Here is a 23,989-nt window from a genome sequence, read left to right as displayed (position 1 = left end):
TGAATCCTGATTGGCTCTATTCTTGAAACTTGTTTTCATCAGCAGGGACATTCAGAATTTGCAGTGCGCCCTTCATGATTTCAGAAAAAACAGGGGCTGCGACCGAGCCACCATAGTAGAGGTCACCTTGAGGTTCATTGATCATCACAACCAAAGAGACTCTTGGGTCACTCACTGGAGCAACACCTGCGGTATAGGCGAAGTACTCGTCTCCATAACCACCGGAAATCGCTTTTCTAGATGTACCTGTTTTTGCTGCTACTCGGTAACCCGGCACGGCAGCTCTTGTCGCTGTACCGCCCTTTTGGGTTACGCCTTCTAGCATGTTCAAAACCAACTCAGCATTTTCGCGCTTGATGATCTGTTTTGAGAAATCTTGGTCGTTGCTTTTAACGATATGGATAGGTTCGTAAACACCGTGATTCGCTAACGTCGCATAGGCATGAGCCAATTGCAGCGGAGTAATCGCTAGACCATAACCAAAGGATAAGGTAGCGATTTCAAACTTAGACCAGCGTCGACGGTTCGGGAAAATACCCGCGGTCTCACCGACTAGATTCAGCCCAGACATCTCGCCAAGACCAACAGAACTGTACATGCCCAGTAGCGCTTCAAGTGGCATATCCAGTGCTAACTTCGCCACACCGATGTTACTCGACTTCTTAAGGATTAACGCCAAGTCTGCCTTACCAACTTTGGAAGTATCACGTACACGGCTACCACCGATTTGCATGATGCCGTTACCCGTATCAATTACAGTATCAGCATCCGCGGTACCATTTTCGAGAGCGGCAAGAACAACAAACGGCTTAACCGTCGAACCTGGCTCAAAAGCATCGGTGATCACGCGGTTACGCATCTTAAAGCTTTGTAAATCAGCACGATTGTTTGGGTTGTAAGACGGTGCGTTAACCATGGCCAAAACCGCACCCGTTTTTACGTCTAATAAGATGGCAGATCCAGACGTCGCCTTGTGATCGGCTACCGCCTGTTTAATCGCTCGGTAGGCGATCGCTTGTAATCGTTGATCGATCGTTAGCTCGAGTGGTTTACCTTCTTCACGCTCTTCTAGTGCAATGTTTTCAACTACTCGCCCGTAACGGTCTTTACGGATTGTACGTTTACCTGCTTCACCCGTGAGCCACTTATCGTAGCTGCGCTCGACACCTTCTAGGCCGTGTCCATCAATTCCGGTCACACCAATAAGATGCGCGCTGACTTCACCGGCTGGGTAATAACGACGTGATTCTGCTTTAAGACCAATACCCACCAGCTTTAAGTCGCGGATGTATTTCGCCATTGCTGGGCTAACTTGTCTTTGCAGGTAAATAAATCGACGGGATTTGTTGCTAGAGATCTTGTTGATCATCGATTGTCGATCTAAGCCAAGTACATCAGCTAGCGCATACCAACGATCAATTTGGGCCATGCCATTTTTATCGAAGATGGTTTTCGGGTCAGCCCATACCGCCTCAACAGGCACACTGACGGCAAGTGGTTCGCCATTGCGGTCTGAAATAATACCGCGGGCAGAAGGAATAGCCTTAACACGTACAGAACGAAGGTCGCCCTGACGAATTAAGTTATCTGGTTCAATGACTTGGATGTAAGCCACACGACCTACTAGTACAGAAAAGGCAACCAACACAAAAGCAATAACGACGTTGAAACGCCATTTAATCAGAATTGGATCCGAGTCCTTTTCGCTCTTCACTCGCTCTTTCGTTGGTTTCTTAACGGCTTTCGCGGGGGCTTTTTCCTTTTTTCCGGTCATTTCAGTGTGATCACAACTTCTTTGTCGGAGTCTGGACGTTTCATGTCTAGCTCTCGTTTTGCCGATGCTTGAACGCGGCTATGTTCAGCCAGAGCCGTCTCTTCAAGCATTAAATTTCGCCATTCATTATCAAGCTGTTCACGCTCACTCAATGCCATGTCTTTTTGCGTGATTGCCTGACGTGACATGTGTGTCGTGAGAACGACCCCCATCGCGCTCGCGAAGATACAGATAAGCAGCACCAATGGGACTTTACCCACGGAGATCAAATCAAAAAATATTATCTTGGCTAAGTTCGGCTTGGAGGTCTTCATTGACTATAGCTTTTCTGCGATTCGTAATACTGAGCTACGTGAACGAGTGTTCTCATCCACTTCGCCTTTCGATGGTTTGATCGCTTTACCGACAGGCTTAAGATCAGCACTGCCTAGTGCTTTGATCTGCTCTTCCGTTAAAGGAAGGCCGTGAGGTACTTGCGGGCCTTGGCTCTCTTTACGAATAAAACGCTTCACCATACGGTCTTCAAGTGAGTGGAAGCTAATAACAGACAGGCGACCTTCTGGAGCAAGAATGCTTGCTGCGCCTTTTAGTGCCGTGTCGATCTCTTCCAGTTCACTGTTAATGTAGATACGGAATGCTTGGAAAGCACGCGTTGCTGGGTGCTTTTTCTCTTTGAAGCTTTTTGGTGCTACATCAGAGATAAGCTTAGCTAACTGACCAGTGCGAGTTAGCGGCTCATTCTCTTCGTTTTCTTGATAAGCAATGATGCCTTTCGCGATACGACGAGCGTGCTTGTCTTCACCGAACTCACGAATCACCCAAGTGATATCATCAAGATCCGCTTCTAGTAACCACTGAGATACAGGGATGCCCGAAGTTGGGTCCATACGCATATCCAACGGGCCATCTTTCATGAAACTAAAGCCGCGTTCAGCGTCATCAAGTTGCGGAGAAGAAACACCTAAATCCAGCAGAACGCCGTCTACTTTACCCACTAAGTCATAACGCTCTGCATATTCAGCCATACCTGAGAACGGGCCGTGAATAATCGTAAAACGAGGGTCATCAATCTTTTGCGCTTCTGCAATCGCTTGTGGATCGCGGTCAATACTAAAGAGTCGTCCATTCTCGCCCAGTTTAGACAGGATTGTACGGCTGTGACCACCACGGCCAAAAGTACCATCGATGTAGGTACCGTCAGGTTTGATCGCAAGTCCGTCAATAGATTCGTTAAGCAATACTGAAATATGTTTGAATGCTTCTGTCATAGTCTTCTCAGTGAGTGGATTGAGCCATTAGTTCGGCAATAATTTGTTCTATTAACGTTTTAGTGTACTGATTTCACGCCGTATCTCCACCATATTGTGTATAGGCTTTGGGAATTTTTGACCCAAGCTCATATCAGGGTGAAGGATTCTAAGGAAATCTAAATAATTTACGTCAATATAAAGCAAAAAACCCATCACTACCGTTAAGTAATGATGGGTTCTTTATATAGGTGGAGTCGACACATACGCCGGGTTCTGTTCCGCTTGCGCGGCGGTAACCATTCGTCTAGGCCTGCAATCGCTCACAGGCTCAAGCAATCTACCCGCCCCCATACGCGAGCAACGCAATGTGAGGGCCTATTTGATCTTGCTCCGGGTGGAGTTTACCTTGCTACGAACTGTTGCCAGTCGCACGGTGCGCTCTTACCGCACCCTTTCAGCCTTACCTGTGCCCCTTCCGAAGAAATGAGGCCATCGGCGGTCTTCTCTCTGCTGCACTTGTCGTGGGCTCGCGCCCCCCAGACGTTATCTGGCACCCTGCTCTATGGAGCCCGGACGTTCCTCCCCTCTACCAGTCTCCCGAAGGACTTCAACGTCAGTTTCCCGAAGGACCTCAACGTCAGTCTCCCGAAGGACATCAGCAAAGCAGCGATTACCCGTTCAACTCCGAGGGCGGATTGTATAGAGATTAGGGTGCAGTGTCTAGCGAGATCACAAATATGGTGCAAACCTCTAAGCAACTGCGTGAATTTTACACAATTCAGACAAAAAAAGAGGAATAACGGCAATACCATCACTCCTCACAAGCTTTTCAATACAGGTTAGCTACTCTATAAAGAGGTTTCTAGTGGTCTAGATGCTCTAGGCCCCATTTGTATAACGCGTTCTTTTTCAGATTGTAGATTTCTGCCGTCATCGCCGCCGCTTTTTTAAGAGGCAGCTCTTTGGTTAGAATGCCTAGTGTGCGAGTCGCTTCGTCTGGCAGTTCTGTGCTCGCTTCTTCACGATGACCATGAATCAGTAACACCATCTCACCGCGCTTACGGTTCGAATCTTCTTCAATCCACTCAATCAACTCACCCAGTGGCAATCCTTGAATTGTTTCGAATGTCTTAGTCAGCTCACGTGCCAAGACAACTTCACGGTCTGGGCCTAAGATCTCAAGCATATCTTGTAGAGAATCTGAGATTCGATGTGGTGATTCGTAGAAGATACACGTGCGCTCTGCTTTCGCGATCTCTAGGAACTTATCTTTACGACCTTTGCTCTTTGGCGGCAAAAAGCCTTCAAAGCTGAAACGATCAGACGGTAAACCAGACGCACTCAATGCCGTAATCACTGCACAAGCACCAGGAAGTGGCACAACTCTCACACCCGCTTGACGACATTGTGAGACAAGATGGTAACCTGGGTCACTGATTAAAGGTGTACCCGCATCAGAGACTAATGCGATAGACTGACCTTCTAATAACCTTTCGACTAGAACTTGCGCTTTAGTTTGTTCATTATGATCATGTAAAGCGAACGTTCTGGTTGATATATTGAAGTGAGCAAGCAGCTTACCCGTGTGGCGTGTGTCTTCGGCTGCAATAACATCGACACTTGATAAAATTTCAATTGCTCTTTGAGTGATATCTCCCAAATTTCCGATTGGGGTTGGCACAATGTAGAGAGTTGGGCTCTCTGTGAGCAAGGTTTTGTTATCTGTCATTTGTTTACCATCACTTCAACGATTAATATAGATACAAATTTATACGGAATTTAAAGAACTCATGGCAACGATGAACCATAAGAGACTCAGTGTACCACGCTTACTAACTCCAATTGCATTAGCAATTACATTGGCGGCTTGTTCTTCAGGTCCTCAAGCACCAACGAGCGTTGATATTACACTAGATCCAGCGCAATCAACTGAAAGTTACATGATGCAGGCGGATAGTAGCAAAGGAAGTCTACAAAACGACTGGTTAATCATGGCACTTAAGGCTTCTGTGCAAGCTGGAAAAACCGATCAAGCAACTCTGTTGATCAAACGCTTAGCAAAACAAGAGCTGAGCGAAACGCAACAAGCGGAATGGCAATTAGCTCGCGCTCAACTGTTGGTGAATAACTCGCAGCCTGAACAAGCTTATAGCCAACTGAACTTCCAGCCTTGGTGGAAACTTCCGAACGAGCAGTGGAAAGATTATCACGAGCTACGCGCGAACATTTCTGAAATGCAAAGCGAGTATTTTGAAGCAAGCCGTGAGTTAGTTCTTTATTCAGAGTATCTAGACGCTGATGACGAGCTCCAACAACAAGCTGCTGACCGTATTTGGCAAAACCTAAATAGCTACTCTCAATATGAGATTCTAGAGCTTAAAACGTCGCCTACAGAAGACGTTCTAGCAGGTTGGTTACAGCTGGCGATTTATATGAAGACGCTGAACTCGAACCTTCCAAACCTACAGGAAACCCTGTTTGATTGGCTAGCAGAGAACCCTCAGCACCTAGCAGCGACATACACACCTCAAGCGATCACTGACATCTTAGCGCTAGAGATCAGCAAGCCAACCAGCACTGCACTATTACTGCCTCTAACCGGTAAGTACAGCAAGCAGGCACAACTTGTGCGTGACGGTTTCATCTTTGCGATGATGAATGACAAAGAGCGCGAAGAAGATGCAACGCTGACGGTAATGGATACCAACGTGCAAAGTGCCGCTGAGATTAAAGCGACACTGGAAGAGAACAATGTTGATTTCATCGTTGGCCCGCTGATCAAGAGTAACATCACTAAACTTCAGCAAGCACAGAAAAACCACGAAAACTCGATTCCAGCATTAGCTCTGAACATTCCAACACAACTAGAACCTGATACTAACATTTGTTATCTCGCTCTATCGCCAGAGCAAGAAGTCGCTCAGGCAGCGAAGCACCTATTTGCTCAAGGCTACAAGTACCCGCTTATCCTTGCGCCAAGAGGACGTTTAGGTGAGCGAGTTGAGCAAGCGTTTAAAGAAGAGTGGAAAAAATACAGCAGCAACGATGTTGCTATCAGCTTGTTCTCTGACAAACGCCAACTGCAACGTAATGTGAATCAGGTATTCGGCTTGCAAGAGAGCCAACAGCGTATCGCTCAAATGGACGGATTACTGAACCTAGACCTAGAAACCGAGCCACGCAGCCGTCGTGATATCGATTCTGTCTACATTGTGGCTAAGAACTCAGAGCTAACACTAATCAAACCCTTCATTGAAGTTGCAATTAACCCAGATGCGAGCCAACCCGCTCTGTTCTCAAACTCACGCAGCAACAGCGGTGATAAGCAGTATGAAGACCTAACCGGTGTGTTCTACAGCGATATCCCACTATTAGTTGAGAATAAAAACGAGCTTAATAAAGAGCTCAACGACCTATGGCCTGCGCACTCAAACGGCCAAAAACGTCTGCAAGCACTAGGAATGGATGCATACTATCTAATGGATGCACTGCCACAGATGAAAGCCGTGCAAGGTTACAGCATTCCAGGTGAAACGGGTGTGCTAACCATCGATAACAACTGTGTGGTTCAACGTGAAATCAGCTGGGCAGAGCATGGGGCTTTTTAGCCGAAAGTTCCTATCCAAACCAACCATCACCCACAAACAAGTGGGTGATAAATACGAGGCCGTGGCAAAATCTTATCTGATTAACCACGGTTTATCGTTAATAGAAGAAAACTTCATAGCAAAATGTGGCGAGATTGATCTTATAATGCGCCATAACAATACGGTTGTGTTTGCTGAGGTAAAATACCGCAAGCAAACCCGCTACGGACATGCCGCTGAAATGGTGACTGCCAAGAAGTCACAGAAACTGCTCAAAACAGCCAATGTTTGGCTTATGCAGCAAGGCTTGTCGGTGCACTCTACAGATTTCAGGTTTGATATTGTTGCCATTGAAGGGCCGAATGACACTATCGACTGGATTCAAAACGCGATTACCCAAGGATAAACATGCTAGACAGCATTAAAGAAAGTTTCACAGAAAGTATTCAAATCCAAATTGCGGCTGCAGAAGCTCTGCCTGACGCAATCACGCATGCCGCTCAAGCAATGGTTGCGACCTTGCTTAACGGAAACAAAATTCTTTGTTGTGGTAATGGTGGTTCGGCGTCGAATGCTCAGCAATTTGTATCGTGCCTACTCAACCGATTTGAAACAGAGCGCCCTAGCCTTCCAGCGATGGCACTCACAGCAGATAACACCACGCTAACGGCTGTGGCTAACGACTACCACTATGAAGAGATCTTCTCTAAGCAGGTACGTGCGTTTGGTCAAACTGGCGATATCCTGTTGGCTATCTCGACTAGTGGTAACAGCAAGAACATCATCAAGGCAATGGAAGCGGCGGTAACTCGCGACATGACAATTATCGCCTTTACCGGTAAAGATGGTGGTGAGATGGCAGGTTTGCTTGGTGAACACGATGTAGAGATTCGTATCCCTTCACACCGTACAGCGCGCATTCATGAAGTACACATGGTGACACTACACTGCCTATGTGACCTAATCGATCAAGTACTCTTCCCTGCTCACGAAGAGTGATATACGGAGCATCACAATGAAATCATTAACCTCTATGAGGCTGTTTAAGCTGATTAGTGTTTCGCTACTTACACTGTCTCTGTCTGGTTGTGCTGGCATTTTCATTGCTGGTGCTGCAACCACTGCAAACCTAGTCACGGATACGCGAACAACCAAAGAGATTTGGAACGACAACAACATCGAATTTGAAGTCGCAGCGATTACCAATAAACAACCATTCCGTGGCAACGTACGTGTCACCGCAAGCTCGTACCGAGGTTCGGTGGTATTGATGGGACAAGCAACCACAGATTCAGAACGTCGCGCTTTTGAAAACCAAGCCAAAGAAGTGGCTGGCGTTGAGAGCATCCACAATCAGGTTCGAGTGAAAGAACCTTTGTCTGTAAGTGCTATTAGTAAAGACAGCTGGATTACCACTAAAGTGAAATCAGCTCTGCTTGCGAATGCTGAGCTTAACGGCATCAAAGTAAAAGTGATTACTGAGGATTCAGAAGTATTCCTGCTTGGACTCGTGACTCGAGAGCATGCCGATATCGCAACAGAAGTTGCTCGTAACATCTCTGGCGTAAAACAGGTCATTCGAGCGTTTGAATATGGTGAAGAAGAGACGGCTGTTAACTAGCCTTAAGCCAGTCAATTGAATGCTATATAGCAGAAAAGAAAAAGCAGCGACGAGTCGCTGCTTTTTTATTTGGTTCATTATTTAACTAACGTTATTTGATAACACGAAGGCTTGGGCGACCTTTAGCTGGACGAGGTGGCTCAGGCTCAGGGCCTGAATCTTCCGCATCAACGTCAACTTCTGCCGTTGCAACACTTAATGAAGGACCTTGTTCCGGAGCTTCAAATGGTCCCTCTTCAATCCCTTCTTCAAACGCTTCCATGTAAGCCTCTTCAGGTTCAAACATGGTACCAGCACCATTTTCACGAGCATAAATCGCTTGTACTGCGTAAAGCGGAACGATCACAGAGTGTGGACGACCACTAAAGCGAGCACTAAACGTCACAGCTTCGTTACCCAGTTCAAGTTGTCCAACCGCACGAGGCGCGATGTTCAGAATGATCTGACCATCTTGAACAAACTCTTCTGGAACTCGCACACCCGGTAATGTTGCTTCAACAACAAGGTGCGGAGTTAGTTCGTTATCAACCAGCCATTCATAAAATGCACGAAGCATGTATGGTCGGCGTGGAGTCATATTAGAAATATCCATAAACGCTTAGCGAACGAGTCGCATCTCACGCTCAGCTTCAGTTAGAGAAGCTAGGAATGAATCACGTTCGAATACGCGGTTCATGTAAATCTTAAGCTCTTTAGAACCAGGACCAATTAGTTCGATACCAAGCTCAGGTAAACGCCATAATAGCGGAGCTAGGTAACAATCAATTAGGCTAAACTCTTCGCTCATGAAGTATTCATACTCAGCGAAGATAGGAGCAAGAGTCAGTAGGTCGTTGCGCAGTTTAACGCGAGCTGCTTCAGATTCTTCAGCGTTGCCTTTAACGATCTTCTCTGCAACTGAATACCAGTTACGCTCAATGCGGTACATCATTAGACGGCTGTTACCACGAGCAACCGGGTATACAGGCATCAACGGTGGATGAGGGAAACGCTCATCTAGGTATTCCATGATGATCTTCGAGTCATATAGAGCAAGCTCACGATCAACAAGAGTAGGTACTGATTTGTACGGGTTCAGTTCAACAAGCTCTGCTGGTAGATTTTTTTCATCAACCAACTCAACTTCAACACTTACGCCTTTTTCAGCAAGAACGATGCGCACCTGATGGCTATACATATCAGAAGCACTTGAGAAAAGAGTCATTACAGAACGTTTATTGGCAGCTACAGCCATGGAGCCCTCCAGTACACTTTAAATAAAAACAATGGAGGCCTAAAGCCTCCATTGAACATTAACATAATTTGGGAATTAGCACGGTATTATAGCACAATTAGTGCACATCACGCCAATACTCTTTCTTCAGCAAAATCACGATGATAGTGAAGATTACTAAGAAGGCCATTACCCACCAACCCATAGCGTGACGCTCAAGTTGAACTGGGTCGCCCGAGTAAACCAAAAAGTTAACAAGGTCACGAACTGCTTCGTCGTATTCACCAGCACTTAATTCGCCAGAGCCGTCAGTCTCAGTGCCAACAACAACCGTCACTTCCTCGCCATCTACCATATGAGTATCGTAGATTGGTGTTGGGATACCTTGCAGTTCTTCAAGAACGTGCGGCATACCAACGCTTGGGAAAACAATGTTGTTCACGCCAAATGGACGAGACGGATCTTCATAGAAAGTACGAAGGTAAGTGTACAGCCAGTCTGCGCCACGAACACGAGCAACCAATGTTAGGTCTGGTGGCGGAGCACCAAACCAACTTGCCGCTTGATCAGAAGGCATAGCATTAACCATCAAGTCACCGATTTTCGCTTCAGGGTCGAAAATCAGATTTTCCTTCATAAGATCAACGGGGATCTCTAAATCATTCGCAACACGTTCATAGCGCTGGTACTGCGTTGAGTGACAAGCGAAACAGTAGTTCATGAACATCTTAGCGCCATTTTGCAATGAAGCTTTGTCTGTTAAATCATTGTTCGCTTTGTCTAATGGTACGTTTGCACCCGCTGCCATCACCAGTGACGGCAACATAGCAAATAAAATTACAATCCACTTTTTCATTTGAATGTCACCCTTTCTGGTAATGGTTTCGTCGCTTCATTTTTACTGTAGAACCACAGTAGAACGAAGAACATGAAGTAACCTAAGCTAAAGATTTGAGCCAGTAGCGTGTATGTTGGCGTTGCTGGAAGCGCACCAAGTACACCAAGCGCAATAAAGCTTATTGTGAATTGGATGATGTTAATCAAATGCAGTTTGCTACGGTAACGGTAAGAACGCACTTTACAACGGTCGAACCATGGTAGTAGGAATAGCACAACAATAGATGCGCCCATTGCTACAACACCTAGCAACTTATCAGGAACAGCACGCAGAATTGCGTAAAACGGCGTGAAGTACCATACCGGAGCGATGTGCTCTGGTGTTTTCAGTGGGTTAGCAGCTTCAAAGTTTGGCGGCTCAAGGAAGAATCCACCCATCTCTGGGTTAAAGAACAGCACATAACAGAAGAAGAATAGGAAACCGGCCACACCAACCATATCTTTCACGGTCCCGTATGGGTGGAAAGGAATAGAGTCAATGATGTCGTATTTCTTAGTGTAATCCTTGTGGAATGGGAACTGCGTTTTGTAGTCGTCGCCCATTGTGCCTTTAGGAAGTTTCGTCTCAATACCGTCTGGGTTGTTCGAACCCACTTCGTGCAGTGCTAGTACGTGAAGTACGATAAGCAGCAGAAGTACAATTGGTAGAGCGATAACGTGCAGTGCGAAGAAACGGTTCAGCGTTGCACCAGAGATGATGTAGTCACCACGGATCCAAAGCGTTAGGTCATCACCGATAACAGGGATCGCACCAAACAGAGAAATGATTACCTGAGCACCCCAGTAAGACATTTGACCCCATGGTAGTAGGTAACCCATGAAAGCCTCAGCCATAAGCACTAAGAAGATCAACATACCGAAGATCCAAAGTAGCTCACGAGGCTTTTGGTAAGAACCATAGATTAGGCCACGGAACATGTGCAGGTAGATAACAACGAAGAATGCCGAAGCACCTGTTGAGTGCATGTAACGTAGTAGCCAACCGTATTCCACATCACGCATGATGTATTCAACAGAAGCAAATGCACCCTCACCTGACGGTACGTAGTTCATTGTTAGCCAAATACCCGTAAGGATTTGGTTAACCAATACCAACATTGCCAAAGAACCGAAAAGGTACCAAAAGTTAAAGTTCTTAGGCATTGGGTATTCAGATAAATGCTTTTTATACGCATTCATCGCGGGTAGACGTTTCTCTACCCAATCAAGCAATCCTTGCATTACGCGTCTCCCTCGTCCACACCGATCATGATCTTAGTGTCACTCAAATACATATGCTTTGGTACAACAAGATTCAATGGAGCTGGTACGCCTTGGAATACTCGACCTGCCATATCAAACTTTGAACCATGACAAGGACAGAAGAAACCAGACTTAACACCCTGAACTTGTTCTGCAAAAGAATCCGGCAGGTAAGTTGGAGAACAACCTAAGTGCGTACAGAAACCAACAGCAACGAAGAATTCCGGCTTAATTGAACGGAACTCGTTCTGTGCGTATTCTGGTTGTTGTTCAGCTTCAGATTGAGGGTCACGAAGTTGACCACCGATCGATTTTAGGTTTTCTAGTACCGACTCAGCACGGCGTACAACCCATACAGGTTTACCTTGCCACTCGACACGAACCATTTGTCCCGGTTCTAACTTACTGACTTCCACTTCCACCGGCGCGCCCGCAGCTTTCGCCTTGGCACTCGGATTCCATGATTTAATAAAAGGCACGGCTACAGCAGCTGCTCCTAAACCACCAACAACGGCTGTTGTTGCGGTTAAGAAACGCCTGCGACCGTTATTTAAAGGCGCGTTGCTCATCCAAACATTCTCCCATTTGCTCCTTGTGGATTGAAATAATTCCGATTAAAGAGCATGGCTAACAAAATATGTATTTAGTTCTATTTATTGACGGCAAATGATAAATAAAACCCTACTTTTTGACAAGATAAAGCTACCTTTTTGTAACAATCATGAGGCAAAGCGCACATTGGGTTACAAAAGCTTTCAAAATATAAGAATTTGGAAATAAAACGAGGAAGGGAAAGCGTTTAGAGGGGGTATAAAAACAAAAAGCCCGGCATATAGCCGAGCTTTGAACCACAATTCCAGTCGTAAAACTGGGGGCGTGTACTTTTTCGTAAAGAAAAATTAACGCTTAGAGAATTGAGGTTTACGACGTGCTTTACGTAGACCAACTTTCTTACGTTCAACGCAACGAGCGTCACGAGTAACGTAGCCAGCTGCACGTAGAGCAGGACGTAGAGTTTCATCGTACTCCATAAGAGCGCGAGTGATACCGTGGCGGATTGCGCCAGCTTGACCAGAAATACCACCACCAGAAACAGTGATGTAAAGGTCAAGTTTCTCAGTTAGTTCAACTAGCTCAAGAGGTTGCTTAACAACCATACGAGAAGTTGGACGACCGAAGTAAACATCAAGGCTACGCTTGTTGATTACGATCTCACCAGAGCCTGGTTTGATGAAAACACGAGCTGCTGAGCTTTTGCGACGACCAGTGCCGTAGTATTGATTCTCTGCCATTTTCATAATCCCCTTAGATGTCTAGTACTTGTGGCTGTTGAGCAACATGGTTGTGCTCAGTACCAGCGTACACTTTAAGCTTACGGTACATCGCGCGGCCTAGAGGACCACGTGGAAGCATACCTTTAACTGCTAGTTCTAGAACCATTTCTGGTTTCTTAGCAATTAGCTTTTCAAAAGTGATAGTTTTAAGACCACCTGGGAACTCTGAGTGACGGTAGTAAACCTTACCCTTAGCTTTGTTACCAGTTACAGCAACTTTCTCAGCGTTAACAACGATGATGTAATCACCAGTGTCTACGTGAGGAGTGTATTCTGCTTTGTGCTTGCCGCGTAGGCGAGAAGCGATTTCACTTGCTAGACGGCCAAGAGTTTTGCCTTCAGCGTCTACAACATACCAGTCGCGTTTTACAGTTTCTGGTTTAGCAACGAAAGTTTTCATGCTAATAATTACCTATTTAAAAAATTTACACTTAAGGAATACTCGCGTATTCCCACTGTCTAAGAGTTACCATTCATCACCCCTTCGAGTGTTGGAAAACTCTTGGCATAACGTGATTTTACTCATCGCTAGAGGCCCGCAGTAACGGTAGGTCGCAGGATTATAGAGAAGAGCGAAGAAAAAATCACCTCTTTTTGAACAAAATCACGATTTTTTTAATTCTATTTCTTATTCGAGATAATCAAAGCTAACTTAAGTGTTCTTTTGCCAAATATTCATGGCTCTGCATTTCAATTAAACGCGACTGACAACGTTTAAATTCAAACTCTAGCTGACCATGGGTGTATAGCTTTTCTAGCTCCACTTCCGCTGAAATAATCAGCTTCACATTGCGCTCGTAGAACTCATCAACTAATGCAATGAAGCGCCTCGCAGCGTCATCTGAAGTCGCGCCCATTTGCAATACATCCGCCAATAGAACTGTGTGATAAACCCGAGACAACTCAATATAGTCGTTCTGGCTACGAGCCGACTGACAAAGCTGAGCAAAGGTACCATGCAGTACGCCATCACTCGCTTCGACTACATCTAATTGACGGTGGTTAACCTCTATCTGCTTAAGCTTCTCTTTATCTTCACCAACGAGCTGAGCGTAATACTTTTCGAGATTAATATTCGCTTGGCTATCTAGCGGGTAATGGTAAATCTCAGCCTGTTCTAAGGTACGTAGACGATAGTCAATACCACTATCGACATTAAGGATATGACAGTTGTCTTGAATGAGCTTGATGGCAGGTAAGAAACGCGCTCGCTGTAACCCGTTGCGATACAGATCCGCAGGTGGAATATTAGAGGTCGCAACCAAGATAGCGTTTCGAGCGAATAACTCTTGGAACAAGGTTCCTAGGATCATCGCATCGGTGATGTCTGAAACAAAGAATTCGTCGAAACAGATAATGTCCGCTTCTTCCTTCAACTTGTCTGCGACTAAAGGCAATGGATCACTCACATTACCTAGCGCCTTTAGCTCATCATGAACTCGATATATAAAGCGGTGAAAGTGAACACGCATTTTTTTAGTGGTCGGTAAGGCATCATAGAACGTATCCATTAGGTACGTTTTCCCTCGCCCTACGCCACCCCAAAAATAGAGACCTTTCGGTGGTTGTGGCAGTTCTGGCTTTTTGCCTAGTAATTTCTGGAAGCGAGTCAGTTGAGGAATGGGCGTATTCATGTAATCTTGAAATTGATGAAAGAGTTCATCTAAAGATTTTACGGCTTGCTCTTGTGCTGGATCTCTTTGAAATCCATGTTCTTTTATATCTTGTTCGTATTTTTTAATGGGATTCATGACGACATTTCCACAATGAAAGCAATATCAGACAACAACTAAAAATGAGCCCAAACAGTACGAGGAATAACGTGATGTGGTGAATAATGCAGCATCAAACTGCTAACTAGCGCACACGCATTTCTCTTTATACTGCGGCTTTCTCATAGTACCATGGAGCCGTATCACGTGTAACTAAGTAGTAACAAACATGTTAAAAAACAATAATAAGGAGCTGTTATGCCTTGGATGTATGCCGTTGCCGGTTTACTAGTCGGAGTTATTTTAGGGGTCGCTATTTCTCGTCTCATGACACCTGAATACAAAAAACAAAAGAACGTACAGAAAGAATTGGATAGCGCAAAGTTTGCCCTTGAGCAGCAGCGACAAGAGCTGGCTGATCACTTTGCGAAATCAGCAGAAATGTTGGACACATTAGGTAAAGACTACACAAAACTGTACCAACACATGGAAAAAACAAGCTCAGAGCTGATTCCTAACCTGCCAGAGCAAGATAACCCGTTTGTGAAAACAGCCGCTGCCCATTCGGACAAGCCACAAGAGAAGCCTTCAGTAAAAGAGGCGACACTTGAGGAACAACCGAAAGATTACGCTAATGGCGCAACCGGTTTATTTACAGAGCAGAAGAAAGAAATCATGAATGCTCCCGATGTTGTTACAGCAAAAGCATCGTAAACATTTAACACTTCTGTGAACTTTACAAAGGTTTTTGAGTCATAACTTTCACTCAGGTCATTTGAAACTTATCATACTTATTAAACGTATAAGAGGGTTAAGACCTTAACTAGAGAGGAGTTTATGATGAAAAAACCTTTGCTTGCTTTATCAGTGCTAACTTTAAGCTTAAGTTCAATCATCACCCCCATTAAAGCAACAGCCGCACTGCCATTAAGTGTGGGTAATGAACAATTACCGAGCCTTGCTCCTATGCTTGAACAAGTGACCCCCGCTGTGGTTAGTATTGCCGTAGAAGGCAAACAGGTACAACGTCAGCAAATCCCTGAACAATTTCAATTCTTTTTTGGTCCAGAACAAACACGAGAGCGTCCCTTCCGCGGATTAGGCTCTGGTGTCATCATTGACGCCGAGAAAGGTCATATCGTGACCAATTACCATGTCATTAATGGTGCGGACGATATCAAAGTAAAACTGCATGATGGTCGAGAGTACGATGCTGAGCTAATCGGCGGCGACCAGATGTCTGATATCGCACTGCTAAAATTAGAAGAAGCCAAAAACCTGACCCAGATAAAAGTCGCAGACTCAGACAAATTAAGAGTTGGTGATTTTAGTGTCGCGATCGGTAACCCATTCGGACTTGGGCAAACCGTGACATCCGGTATTGTTTCTGCACTCGGCCGTAGCGGCCTGAATCTAGAAAACTTTGAAAACTTCATTCAAACCGATGCAGCAATCAACAGCGGCAACTCTGGTGGTGCGCTAGTGAACCTTAACGGTGAGCTAATTGGTATCAACACCGCCATTCTTGGCCCTAACGGAGGTAATGTCGGTATCGGCTTTGCAATCCCTTCTAATATGATGACAAACCTGACAGAACAAATTCTCGACTTCGGTGAAGTAAAACGCGGCATGCTTGGCGTTCAAGGCGGAGAAGTGACCTCTGAATTGGCAGAAGCACTCGGTTATGAATCAAGCAAGGGCGCCTTTGTTAGCCAAATCGTCCCTGACAGCGCAGCCGATAAAGCAGGACTGAAAGCGGGCGATATTATTGTCTCTATTAATGGCAAACGCATTGATACCTTCAGCGAGTTAAGAGCTAAGGTCGCAACACTCGGCGCTGGTAAGCAGATTGAACTGGGTGTAGTTCGTGACGGTAAGAGCAAAACCTTTGATGTGACGCTTGGTGAATCCACCAATAATAAAACACAAGCTGAGAAGCTCCATGAAGGACTAGCTGGTGCTGAGTTAACCAACACAACAGAGAGTGACTCTGCAACGGGCGTCAAGGTATCGAATGTTGCTCAAGGTTCACCAGCCGAAGCCTATCAACTCCTGAAAGATGACATCATCATCGGAGTAAACCGCCAGCCCGTTAAGAACCTTGCTGAGTTTAGAGAGATTCTTGAAAAACAACCTGGTGTACTGGCGCTTAATATCCAGCGAGGCGACCGAACTATCTATCTTGTGATTCGATAGTCTTACGTCAGCGCAATTACAGGGAGGCTCAGTAAGTTTGCTTTAAACTTACTCAGTCTCCCTTTTCTTTAGATCAATCAAAATGCTATGCTTCACTTGTAATCAAATCAGTCATCCATTGATGGAGGCTTCACACCTTACTTGTTGAAGAGGGAAACATGCTGTCCTTTCTATTTCGTTCTATTTCCCTTGGACTCGTTTCAGCGGCGCTTATTCTTCTCGCCTTCCCGAGCTTAAGACCAGCGATTGTCGCTGACGTCACTAGCCCTAAAGTCGATAATATTGGCTCTCTTCAGATTTCATTTAACCAAGCAGTTCGCCGCGCGGCGCCTGCAGTGGTTAACATTTATAGCCGTAAATACGCTGAAAGCGATCGAAACAAACTGCTCACACAAGGTTTGGGCTCTGGGGTGATTGTTAGCGAGAAAGGCTACATCATTACCAACTTCCATGTGGTGGCTCAAGCAGACCAAATAGTTGTGGCACTTCAAGATGGCCGAGTAGCAGCTGCGCAACTTGTCGGTTCAGACAAACGCACCGATATCGCGATACTTAGAGTCAGCGGTGATAATCTACCGGTGATCCCACTCAATCCTAATTACAAAGCCAATGTCGGTGATGTTGTACTGGCTATCGGTAACCCATACAACCTAGGTCAAACAACAACCTTTGGTATCATCTCTGCAACCGGCCGTTCTTCGATCAGTGCCGATGGCCATCAAGCCTTTATCCAGACCGATGCGGCAATCAATGAAGGTAACTCAGGTGGCGCACTGGTGAACTCACAAGGTGAGCTAGTCGGTATCAATACCGCCTCTTTCCAGCAAGCTACCGACATGGAAACCTATGGGATCTCATTCGCTATCCCCTATCCGCTTGCTAATAAAATCATGGAAAAGATCATCGCCGATGGTCGTGTGATTCGTGGCTATATTGGTATCGATGGACAAGACATCAACTCAGTCACCTCACGCATGTTGGGTACTAAGAATATCGGCGGGATCGTTGTGTTGGGGGTAGACCCTAATGGTCCGGCTGCCGATGCGGGGTTTGAAGCTCAAGACATTATTGTCAGTATCAACGATAACCAAGTAAATGGTCGCCAGAGTGTAATGGACATCGTTACCGACCTGCGACCTGGTACAGTTATCGATGTGGGTATATTGCGCCAAGGTGAAAGCAAAACCTTAAAGGTGACCATCGCCGAAGATACTCGCCTGTAGAGCAAACTCTGTAAGCAATGATTCAAGCTGCTAATACACAAGTACAAAAAACCCAGCTCATAGGCTGGGTTTTCTTTTATCTAAAGATTGTTTCAAGTATCTCTACGATTCACTTTGCTCTTCGATATCGATGCGAGTCACTCGCTGTAGTCCTCTAGGCAGTAGACCACCACGACGACCACGTTCACCACGGAAGTTTTCAAGATCCGCAGGTTTCAAACCAAGCTTACGTTTACCGGCGTAGATAGTCAGCGTCGCATTCTCTGGGATAGCCATAAGATGTGAGACAAACTCTTCACGCTCTTTTGCTTTCGCAGAAGGGATGTTGATGATCTTGTTGCCTTTACCTTTGCTCAGCTGAGGGAGATCTTTAATCGGGAACAACAACATACGACCTTGGTTAGTAATCGCCAGAATCTGATTACTGTCCAAGTCAGCAATAGGGCTTGGCATCATCACTTCAGAAGCTTGTGGCAAGTTAACCAAGGCTTTACCGCTCTTGTTCTTGGACAGCAGATCGCTACCCTTACAAACAAAACCATAACCTGCATCAGAACCGACTAACCATAATTGTTCATTCTCTCCCATCACCACTTGGCGAATAGAAGTACCTGGGCTGACGTTCAAGCGGCCTGTAATTGGCTCACCTTGGCTTCGCGCCGACGGTAATGAATGTGACTCAAGGGAGTAGCTTCGACCATCACTGCCGAGGAACACCGCTTGCTGGTTACTCTTACCCTTAGCACTCGCTAAGAATTTATCACCCGATTTGTAGTTCAAACCTTCAGCGTCAACTTCATGCCCCTTGGCATGACGAATCCAACCTTTCTCAGACAACACAACCGTGATTGGTTCGCTTGGTACTAAGTCGCGCTCTGTTAGCGCTTTCGCTTCAGCGCGCTCAATCAGAGGTGAACGACGATCATCGCCATATTTATCCGCATCTGCTTGGATTTCTTTCTTGATCAGCGTATTCAAGCGACGCTCTGAACCGAGTAGCTTTTCAAGCTTTTCACGTTCAGCTTCAAGCTCTTCTTGTTCCGCTCGGATTTTAAACTCTTCTAACTTAGCTAAGTTACGAAGTTTAATATCAAGAATCGCATTGGCTTGAATTTCAGAAATGTTGAAACGGCTCATTAGGACAGGACATGGTTCGTCTTCTGTACGAATGATCTCAATCACTTCATCGATATTAAGATAAGCAGCAAGCAAACCTTCTAAGATGTGCAAGCGTGCCAGTACTTTATCTAAACGGTACTGCAAACGACGGCGAACCGTTGTGCGACGGAACTCGATCCACTCTTTCAGGATTTGAACTAAGCCTTTAACTTGAGGACGATTATCTAAACCAATCATGTTCAAGTTAACGCGGAAGTTTTTCTCTAGATCCGTCGACGCGAACAGGTGACTCATCAATTGGTCACAGTCGATACGATTCGAACGAGGAACGACAACGATACGCGTTGGGTTCTCGTGATCCGATTCATCTCGCAAGTCGTCAACCATTGGCAGCTTCTTAGCGCGCATCTGATTAGCGATTTGCTCAAGTAACTTCGCACCTGACACTTGATGAGGTAAAGCCGTGATAACAATATCAGAGCCTTCCTTGTGCCAAACCGCGCGCATCTTGATGCTGCCACGTCCAGTACGGTAGATCTTTTCGATGTCCGATTTCGGGGAGATAATCTCAGCTTCAGTCGGGTAATCTGGACCTTGAATGAAACCCATCACGTCTGAAAGCTCAGACTTAGGCGTATCAATTAGGTGAATGGCTGCATTAGCGACTTCACGCACGTTGTGTGGTGGAATATCGGTCGCCATACCTACCGCGATACCTGTAATACCGTTAAGTAGGATGTGAGGTAGGCGAGCAGGCAACATTTGAGGCTCTTTCATCGTGCCATCAAAGTTTGGTTGCCAGTCAACAGTGCCTTGACCTAGTTCACCTAGAAGAACCTCAGCAAACTTAGATAATTTGGCTTCGGTATAACGCATCGCAGCGAACGATTTCGGATCATCAGGAGCACCCCAGTTACCTTGACCATCTACCAATGGGTAGCGGTAAGAGAAAGGCTGCGCCATCAATACCATCGCTTCGTAACAAGCAGAGTCACCATGTGGGTGATACTTACCTAATACGTCACCAACGGTACGTGCTGATTTTTTGTATTTCGATGCAGCCGATAAGCCTAGCTCAGACATCGCGTAGATAATACGACGCTGTACTGGCTTCAAGCCATCACCGATATACGGCAATGCACGATCCATGATCACGTACATTGAGTAATTTAAGTAGGCATCTTCGGTGAACTTGCGCATTGGCAGCTGTTCAACGCCATCATATGTAATTTCGTTAGACATCCATTATACCTCGGCCATATCACCGTTAGTCTGTAGCCATGTACGGCGATCATCTGCACGTTTCTTACCAAGCAGCATGTCCATCATCTCGTTGGTTGCTTCGCTGTCATCAATCGTTAACTGCACAAGGCGACGAGTGTTTGGATCCATGGTGGTTTCACGCAACTGAAGTGGGTTCATTTCACCCAGACCTTTGAATCGTTGCACGTTGATCTTGGCTTTCTTCTGCGATAGTCGCTCAAGCACACCGTCTTTCTCTGCGTCATCAAGTGCGTAGAACACTTCTTTACCGCAATCGATACGATACAGAGGAGGCATTGCCACATAGATATGACCCGCTTCAACTAATGCATGGAAATGGCGAGTAAACAAAGCACACAGCAGTGTCGCGATATGAAGACCATCCGAGTCCGCATCGGCAAGGATACAGATCTTACCGTAACGCAGGCCGGATAAATCATCGTTGTCCGGGTCGATGCCTAGAGCCACCGAGATGTCGTGCACTTCTTGCGAAGCCAATACTTGGTCTGCTGACACTTCCCATGTATTTAGGATCTTACCGCGAAGTGGCATAACTGCTTGGAACTCACGATCACGTGCTTGTTTAGCAGAACCACCCGCCGAGTCCCCTTCCACGAAGAAGATTTCGGTACGGCTTAAGTCTTGAACTGAACAGTCAGTTAGCTTACCCGGCAGTGCTGGGCCTGAAGCGATTTTCTTACGCACAACCTTTTTGCTTGCGCGCATACGGCGGTGGGCATTCGCAATACAAGCTTCTGCTAGCTGTTCTGCCAGTTGTGGCTTTTCGTTCAACCACAGGCTAAACGCATCTTTTACCACACCAGACACAAACGCAGCAGTTTGACGTGAAGACAAGCGCTCTTTTGTTTGACCAGCAAACTGCGGATCTTGCATCTTCACCGACAGTACGTACGAACAGCGATCGAAGATATCGTCGCCCGTTAGCTTAACGCCACGCGGCAGCAAATTACGGAATTCACAGAACTCACGCATTGCATCAAGAAGACCTTGGCGAAGACCGTTTACGTGTGTACCACCTTGTTTAGTCGGTACTAAGTTCACGTAACTTTCGGTGATCATGTCGCCGCCTTCTGGCTGCCAGATGATCGCCCAGTTTGCCATTTCTGTTTCAGCAACGAATTCGCCAACATACGGTTCTTCAGGCAGCAAGGTGTAACCTTTCACGCCTTCGGCAAGGTAGTCTTTTAGACCATCTTCATAGAACCATTTATGCTCTTCACCACCGACTTTGTCGATAAAGGTAATTTCTAAACCTGGGCAAAGCACTGCTTTTGCACGTAGGTTGTTAATCAGACGAAGTGTCGAGAATTTAGGGCTATCGAAGTACTTAGGATCAGGCCAGAAATGTACTGATGTACCACTGTTACGATGACCACAAGTGCCCGTCACAGTAAGCTCTGTTACTGCATGACCGCCTTCAAGTGCGATCTCGTGAACCTGACCTTCTCGGCGTACGGTCACTTCAACACGTTTTGACAGCGCGTTTACAACCGAGATACCTACACCGTGCAGACCACCAGAGAACTTATAGTTGTTATTCGAGAATTTACCGCCAGAGTGGAGCTTAGTTAAAATCAGCTCAACACCTGAGATCCCTTTTTCAGGGTGGATATCGACAGGCATACCACGCCCGTCATCGGTAACTTCTAACGATTGGTCTGCATGAAGTACCACTTTGATCTTCTTAGCGTGTCCCGCTAGTGCTTCATCGACCGAGTTATCAATGACTTCTTGGGCAAGGTGGTTAGGTCTTTCTGTCTCGGTATACATTCCCGGGCGGTGTCGCACAGGGTCGAGACCTTCAAGTACCTCGAGGTCTTTTGCATTATATTGTTCAGTCATAATACGGAGTTTACTCAAAAAGTTTGCGTCAGTTCGCTGGCTCCAGTTTCACTAAAGCAGAATCATTACTATGAACCGTCATAGTAGAGCGAACGAGCGAAGTATTGGGGAATATAGTCTGGAAGCTGAGTAATGATGTCAAGCTAGTTCAAAAACTAAGACATCAAACTATGATATTTCACCATTGATAGATGAAATAACAGGCAAACAAGAGAAAATCACTTGGTTGGTGGAACAGATTAAAGATTTAGAAAGGTGATGATTTGTTGTGGGTAGCGTTCAAAATCAACAAAGCTATGATCCCCGCCCTCTTCTACTGTCTGTGTTGCACCTTGGTACTTCTCTACCGCTTGTCGGTAATCCAGAACTTCGTCTTCCGTTTGCTGAAGTAACCAGAAGTCGCTCGGCTTAGCGATAGCCGAAACCTCTAACGCCTTCAGTTCATCAATATGTTTTGTTTCCAGTACATATCGTTCATCTGTGTATGGGTTTACTTGTTCACCTAAATAGTCAGCAAGAAGCTCATACGGCTTCACTGCTGGGTTTACAACCACCGCTTTAAAACCATAGTGGCTATTCAGCCATGTTGAAAGATAGCCACCCAGCGAGCTACCGACCAACGCTATTTGATATTGCTCTTTGTATTGCTCCACCAGCTGCTGTAAATGAAGTGCCGCTTGTTGAGGGAAACTCGGCAGTTGAGGGGTTACGACTTTAATATCAGCGCGATGCTCCGCACAGTAATCTGCCATCACATTCGCTTTATGAGAACGTGATGAGCTGTTAAATCCGTGAATATAGAGAAGCAGCGATGGCTTATTAGCTTGTTGATTAGAGCCTGGCATCAATAACCGCCTTCATTAGTAACCAACAGCCTTAAAATCAGGCAAGAACTGCCCATGAGGCAGACGACGAACTTGCGTGCTAACGGTACCGTCTTGATGTAATTCAATCTCTCTCCAGCCCGGAGACAAAGTATCAACCGCGAAGTCATCTGAGTTAGGTTTGAATTGCACACAAGTCGACGGTGTTGCCATGACTTGTACACCATGATGATCTCGATTCATGTCTTGATGAACGTGACCACACAGTACGGCTTTAACATTGGTGTGCTGTTGAACCACATCCCAAAATTGATCGGCGTCTTTTAGGTTATGTTGATCTAACCATGCGCTGCCAACCAACAATGGATGGTGGTGCAATAGAACCAAGGTATTACGTTCAGGGAACTCCGTCAGCTTCTGTTCTAATAGGTCAAGCTGTTGATCGCTGAGGCGACCATGAGGCACACCAACCACCTGCGAGTCTAGCATCACCATCTGCCAGTTATCGCCTAGCAAGACATGCTCAACACACTGTATTTGTGGTGATGGTAAAACACTGCCCATATTAGGCTTAAAGTCATGGTTCCCTGGCAGCCAATAGCATGGCTTTTCCAAAGGCTGAATCCCTGACTCAAATTTCTGGTACGACTCAGCACTGTGATCTTGAGATATATCACCGGTTGCTAAAATCGCTTGATAGTCAAAGCCCTGACTAACAATGCCATCGACTACAGCACGAAAGCTATCTTGAGTGTTGATGCTTAATAAGCTGCCATTGCTCGGCGCAAATAAATGCGTGTCCGTTAGCTGCACAAGCTTAATAGTGCTCTCATCAAATTTTGAAGTGTGTGATAATTCCAAAATAACAAAT

At 45.8% G+C, this 23,989-nt stretch carries 23 protein-coding genes and 1 other RNA gene; 7 read left to right on the top strand and 17 right to left on the bottom strand.

What is annotated here, in order from left to right; genetic code table 11:
- Positions 1-16 precede the first annotated feature (16 nt).
- The 5 genes from AB6D58_RS03985 to rsmI all read right to left on the bottom strand — a co-directional run bounded on the left by AB6D58_RS03985 (position 17) and on the right by rsmI (position 4,753).
- Positions 17-1,774, bottom strand: coding sequence for a penicillin-binding transpeptidase domain-containing protein (locus AB6D58_RS03985; RefSeq protein WP_372090016.1), 1,758 nt, complete (start codon positions 1,772-1,774; stop codon positions 17-19).
- Positions 1,771-2,088 (bottom strand): cell division protein FtsL, encoded by a 318-nt coding sequence (gene ftsL, locus AB6D58_RS03980; protein ID WP_017062901.1) that lies wholly within the window; start codon positions 2,086-2,088, stop codon positions 1,771-1,773. Before ftsL ends, AB6D58_RS03985 begins: the two co-directional genes overlap by 4 nt.
- Before the next feature lie 3 nt (positions 2,089-2,091).
- Complete coding sequence (rsmH, locus tag AB6D58_RS03975; protein ID WP_008223680.1) at positions 2,092-3,042, bottom strand: 16S rRNA (cytosine(1402)-N(4))-methyltransferase RsmH; 951 nt, start codon at positions 3,040-3,042, stop codon at positions 2,092-2,094.
- A 228-nt stretch (positions 3,043-3,270) separates the two neighbouring features.
- Positions 3,271-3,710: RNase P RNA component class A (rnpB, locus tag AB6D58_RS03970), an RNA gene on the bottom strand.
- 176 nt (positions 3,711-3,886) lie between these two features.
- Positions 3,887-4,753 carry a 16S rRNA (cytidine(1402)-2'-O)-methyltransferase gene (rsmI, locus tag AB6D58_RS03965; RefSeq protein WP_171732329.1) on the bottom strand — a complete coding sequence of 289 codons (867 nt, stop codon included), beginning with the start codon at positions 4,751-4,753 and terminating at the stop codon, positions 3,887-3,889.
- A gap of 61 nt (positions 4,754-4,814) precedes the next feature.
- On the opposite strand from rsmI, the gene AB6D58_RS03960 reads away from it, so the two are divergent.
- From AB6D58_RS03960 to AB6D58_RS03945, 4 genes are read left to right on the top strand one after another with little or no spacing between them, the layout of a single operon-like run.
- Positions 4,815-6,632, top strand: coding sequence for a penicillin-binding protein activator (locus AB6D58_RS03960; RefSeq protein ID WP_372090014.1), 1,818 nt, complete (start codon positions 4,815-4,817; stop codon positions 6,630-6,632).
- Entirely contained in the window at positions 6,619-7,017 is a 399-nt protein-coding gene (locus tag AB6D58_RS03955; protein WP_017059277.1) for a YraN family protein, read from the top strand. The genes AB6D58_RS03960 and AB6D58_RS03955 overlap by 14 nt, the downstream gene beginning before the upstream one ends.
- Positions 7,018-7,019: 2 nt before the next feature.
- Positions 7,020-7,610 carry a phosphoheptose isomerase gene (locus AB6D58_RS03950; protein ID WP_004729817.1) on the top strand — a complete coding sequence of 197 codons (591 nt, stop codon included), beginning with the start codon at positions 7,020-7,022 and terminating at the stop codon, positions 7,608-7,610.
- 16 nt (positions 7,611-7,626) lie between these two features.
- Complete coding sequence (locus AB6D58_RS03945) at positions 7,627-8,232, top strand: BON domain-containing protein (protein WP_017059276.1); 606 nt, start codon at positions 7,627-7,629, stop codon at positions 8,230-8,232.
- A gap of 91 nt (positions 8,233-8,323) precedes the next feature.
- Here AB6D58_RS03945 and sspB read toward each other — a convergent pair whose 3' ends face one another.
- The 8 genes from sspB to zapE all read right to left on the bottom strand — a co-directional run bounded on the left by sspB (position 8,324) and on the right by zapE (position 14,669).
- Entirely contained in the window at positions 8,324-8,824 is a 501-nt protein-coding gene (gene sspB, locus AB6D58_RS03940) for a ClpXP protease specificity-enhancing factor (RefSeq protein ID WP_372098069.1), read from the bottom strand.
- Positions 8,825-8,830: 6 nt separating this feature from the next.
- Positions 8,831-9,466 (bottom strand): stringent starvation protein SspA, encoded by a 636-nt coding sequence (gene sspA / locus AB6D58_RS03935; protein ID WP_009848943.1) that lies wholly within the window; start codon positions 9,464-9,466, stop codon positions 8,831-8,833.
- Between the two features lie 97 nt (positions 9,467-9,563).
- Positions 9,564-10,301 carry a cytochrome c1 gene (locus AB6D58_RS03930; RefSeq protein WP_017061436.1) on the bottom strand — a complete coding sequence of 246 codons (738 nt, stop codon included), beginning with the start codon at positions 10,299-10,301 and terminating at the stop codon, positions 9,564-9,566.
- Positions 10,298-11,563: a cytochrome bc complex cytochrome b subunit gene (locus tag AB6D58_RS03925; RefSeq protein ID WP_017061435.1), complete on the bottom strand. Its 1,266-nt coding sequence runs from the start codon at positions 11,561-11,563 to the stop codon at positions 10,298-10,300. The genes AB6D58_RS03930 and AB6D58_RS03925 overlap by 4 nt, the downstream gene beginning before the upstream one ends.
- Positions 11,563-12,153: a ubiquinol-cytochrome c reductase iron-sulfur subunit gene (gene petA, locus AB6D58_RS03920; protein ID WP_017061434.1), complete on the bottom strand. Its 591-nt coding sequence runs from the start codon at positions 12,151-12,153 to the stop codon at positions 11,563-11,565. Before petA ends, AB6D58_RS03925 begins: the two co-directional genes overlap by 1 nt.
- A gap of 330 nt (positions 12,154-12,483) precedes the next feature.
- Positions 12,484-12,876: a 30S ribosomal protein S9 gene (gene rpsI / locus AB6D58_RS03915; RefSeq protein ID WP_004740758.1), complete on the bottom strand. Its 393-nt coding sequence runs from the start codon at positions 12,874-12,876 to the stop codon at positions 12,484-12,486.
- Between the two features lie 13 nt (positions 12,877-12,889).
- A complete protein-coding gene (gene rplM, locus AB6D58_RS03910; RefSeq protein WP_010434689.1) occupies positions 12,890-13,318 on the bottom strand; it encodes a 50S ribosomal protein L13 in 429 nt (142 codons plus the stop codon).
- Between the two features lie 247 nt (positions 13,319-13,565).
- Complete coding sequence (zapE, locus tag AB6D58_RS03905) at positions 13,566-14,669, bottom strand: cell division protein ZapE (protein WP_372098071.1); 1,104 nt, start codon at positions 14,667-14,669, stop codon at positions 13,566-13,568.
- A 219-nt stretch (positions 14,670-14,888) separates the two neighbouring features.
- Between zapE and zapG the strand changes: the two genes are divergently transcribed.
- The 3 genes from zapG (at position 14,889) to degS (ending at position 18,049) form a co-directional block, all read left to right on the top strand.
- The gene (gene zapG, locus AB6D58_RS03900; RefSeq protein ID WP_017061432.1) at positions 14,889-15,344 is read left to right on the top strand and encodes a Z-ring associated protein ZapG; all 456 of its coding nucleotides are present in this window, start codon (positions 14,889-14,891) and stop codon (positions 15,342-15,344) included.
- A gap of 126 nt (positions 15,345-15,470) precedes the next feature.
- Positions 15,471-16,826, top strand: a complete 1,356-nt coding sequence (locus AB6D58_RS03895; RefSeq protein WP_017061431.1) for a Do family serine endopeptidase — start codon at positions 15,471-15,473, stop codon at positions 16,824-16,826.
- 158 nt (positions 16,827-16,984) lie between these two features.
- Entirely contained in the window at positions 16,985-18,049 is a 1,065-nt protein-coding gene (gene degS / locus AB6D58_RS03890) for an outer membrane-stress sensor serine endopeptidase DegS (RefSeq protein WP_372156514.1), read from the top strand.
- Between the two features lie 102 nt (positions 18,050-18,151).
- On the opposite strand, the gene parC is transcribed toward degS, so the two are convergent.
- From parC to cpdA, 4 genes are all read right to left on the bottom strand, one after another.
- A complete protein-coding gene (gene parC / locus AB6D58_RS03885; protein ID WP_017067236.1) occupies positions 18,152-20,410 on the bottom strand; it encodes a DNA topoisomerase IV subunit A in 2,259 nt (752 codons plus the stop codon).
- A 3-nt stretch (positions 20,411-20,413) separates the two neighbouring features.
- Positions 20,414-22,294: a DNA topoisomerase IV subunit B gene (gene parE / locus AB6D58_RS03880; RefSeq protein ID WP_017061428.1), complete on the bottom strand. Its 1,881-nt coding sequence runs from the start codon at positions 22,292-22,294 to the stop codon at positions 20,414-20,416.
- A gap of 239 nt (positions 22,295-22,533) precedes the next feature.
- Positions 22,534-23,139 (bottom strand): esterase YqiA, encoded by a 606-nt coding sequence (yqiA, locus tag AB6D58_RS03875; protein WP_017061427.1) that lies wholly within the window; start codon positions 23,137-23,139, stop codon positions 22,534-22,536.
- 15 nt (positions 23,140-23,154) lie between these two features.
- Positions 23,155-23,979, bottom strand: coding sequence for a 3',5'-cyclic-AMP phosphodiesterase (gene cpdA / locus AB6D58_RS03870; protein WP_372098072.1), 825 nt, complete (start codon positions 23,977-23,979; stop codon positions 23,155-23,157).
- Positions 23,980-23,989: the final 10 nt, after the last annotated feature.

It is taken from the genome of Vibrio sp. 10N.239.312.D08 (assembly GCF_041466145.1).
Lineage (GTDB): Bacteria > Pseudomonadota > Gammaproteobacteria > Enterobacterales > Vibrionaceae > Vibrio > Vibrio crassostreae_C.
Note: the sequence above shows the minus strand (reverse complement) of the source record. Positions and strands in the feature narration are given on the sequence as shown.

What these genes read in the sequence shown, in the direction of transcription:
- AB6D58_RS03960 (WP_372090014.1), top strand. Translation starts at nt 4,815, where the DNA reads ATGGCAACGATGAACCATAAGAGACTCAGTGTACCACGCTTACTAACT.
- sspB (WP_372098069.1), bottom strand. Translation starts at nt 8,824, where the DNA reads ATGGATATTTCTAATATGACTCCACGCCGACCATACATGCTTCGTGCA.
- AB6D58_RS03925 (WP_017061435.1), bottom strand. Translation starts at nt 11,563, where the DNA reads ATGCAAGGATTGCTTGATTGGGTAGAGAAACGTCTACCCGCGATGAAT.
- parC (WP_017067236.1), bottom strand. Translation starts at nt 20,410, where the DNA reads ATGTCTAACGAAATTACATATGATGGCGTTGAACAGCTGCCAATGCGC.
- petA (WP_017061434.1), bottom strand. Translation starts at nt 12,153, where the DNA reads ATGAGCAACGCGCCTTTAAATAACGGTCGCAGGCGTTTCTTAACCGCA.
- rsmI (WP_171732329.1), bottom strand. Translation starts at nt 4,753, where the DNA reads ATGACAGATAACAAAACCTTGCTCACAGAGAGCCCAACTCTCTACATT.
- sspA (WP_009848943.1), bottom strand. Translation starts at nt 9,466, where the DNA reads ATGGCTGTAGCTGCCAATAAACGTTCTGTAATGACTCTTTTCTCAAGT.
- AB6D58_RS03895 (WP_017061431.1), top strand. Translation starts at nt 15,471, where the DNA reads ATGAAAAAACCTTTGCTTGCTTTATCAGTGCTAACTTTAAGCTTAAGT.
- zapG (WP_017061432.1), top strand. Translation starts at nt 14,889, where the DNA reads ATGCCTTGGATGTATGCCGTTGCCGGTTTACTAGTCGGAGTTATTTTA.
- zapE (WP_372098071.1), bottom strand. Translation starts at nt 14,669, where the DNA reads ATGAATCCCATTAAAAAATACGAACAAGATATAAAAGAACATGGATTT.
- yqiA (WP_017061427.1), bottom strand. Translation starts at nt 23,139, where the DNA reads ATGCCAGGCTCTAATCAACAAGCTAATAAGCCATCGCTGCTTCTCTAT.
- AB6D58_RS03930 (WP_017061436.1), bottom strand. Translation starts at nt 10,301, where the DNA reads ATGAAAAAGTGGATTGTAATTTTATTTGCTATGTTGCCGTCACTGGTG.
- AB6D58_RS03950 (WP_004729817.1), top strand. Translation starts at nt 7,020, where the DNA reads ATGCTAGACAGCATTAAAGAAAGTTTCACAGAAAGTATTCAAATCCAA.
- rpsI (WP_004740758.1), bottom strand. Translation starts at nt 12,876, where the DNA reads ATGGCAGAGAATCAATACTACGGCACTGGTCGTCGCAAAAGCTCAGCA.
- rsmH (WP_008223680.1), bottom strand. Translation starts at nt 3,042, where the DNA reads ATGACAGAAGCATTCAAACATATTTCAGTATTGCTTAACGAATCTATT.
- AB6D58_RS03985 (WP_372090016.1), bottom strand. Translation starts at nt 1,774, where the DNA reads ATGACCGGAAAAAAGGAAAAAGCCCCCGCGAAAGCCGTTAAGAAACCA.
- rplM (WP_010434689.1), bottom strand. Translation starts at nt 13,318, where the DNA reads ATGAAAACTTTCGTTGCTAAACCAGAAACTGTAAAACGCGACTGGTAT.
- degS (WP_372156514.1), top strand. Translation starts at nt 16,985, where the DNA reads ATGCTGTCCTTTCTATTTCGTTCTATTTCCCTTGGACTCGTTTCAGCG.
- AB6D58_RS03945 (WP_017059276.1), top strand. Translation starts at nt 7,627, where the DNA reads ATGAAATCATTAACCTCTATGAGGCTGTTTAAGCTGATTAGTGTTTCG.
- AB6D58_RS03955 (WP_017059277.1), top strand. Translation starts at nt 6,619, where the DNA reads ATGGGGCTTTTTAGCCGAAAGTTCCTATCCAAACCAACCATCACCCAC.
- parE (WP_017061428.1), bottom strand. Translation starts at nt 22,294, where the DNA reads ATGACTGAACAATATAATGCAAAAGACCTCGAGGTACTTGAAGGTCTC.
- ftsL (WP_017062901.1), bottom strand. Translation starts at nt 2,088, where the DNA reads ATGAAGACCTCCAAGCCGAACTTAGCCAAGATAATATTTTTTGATTTG.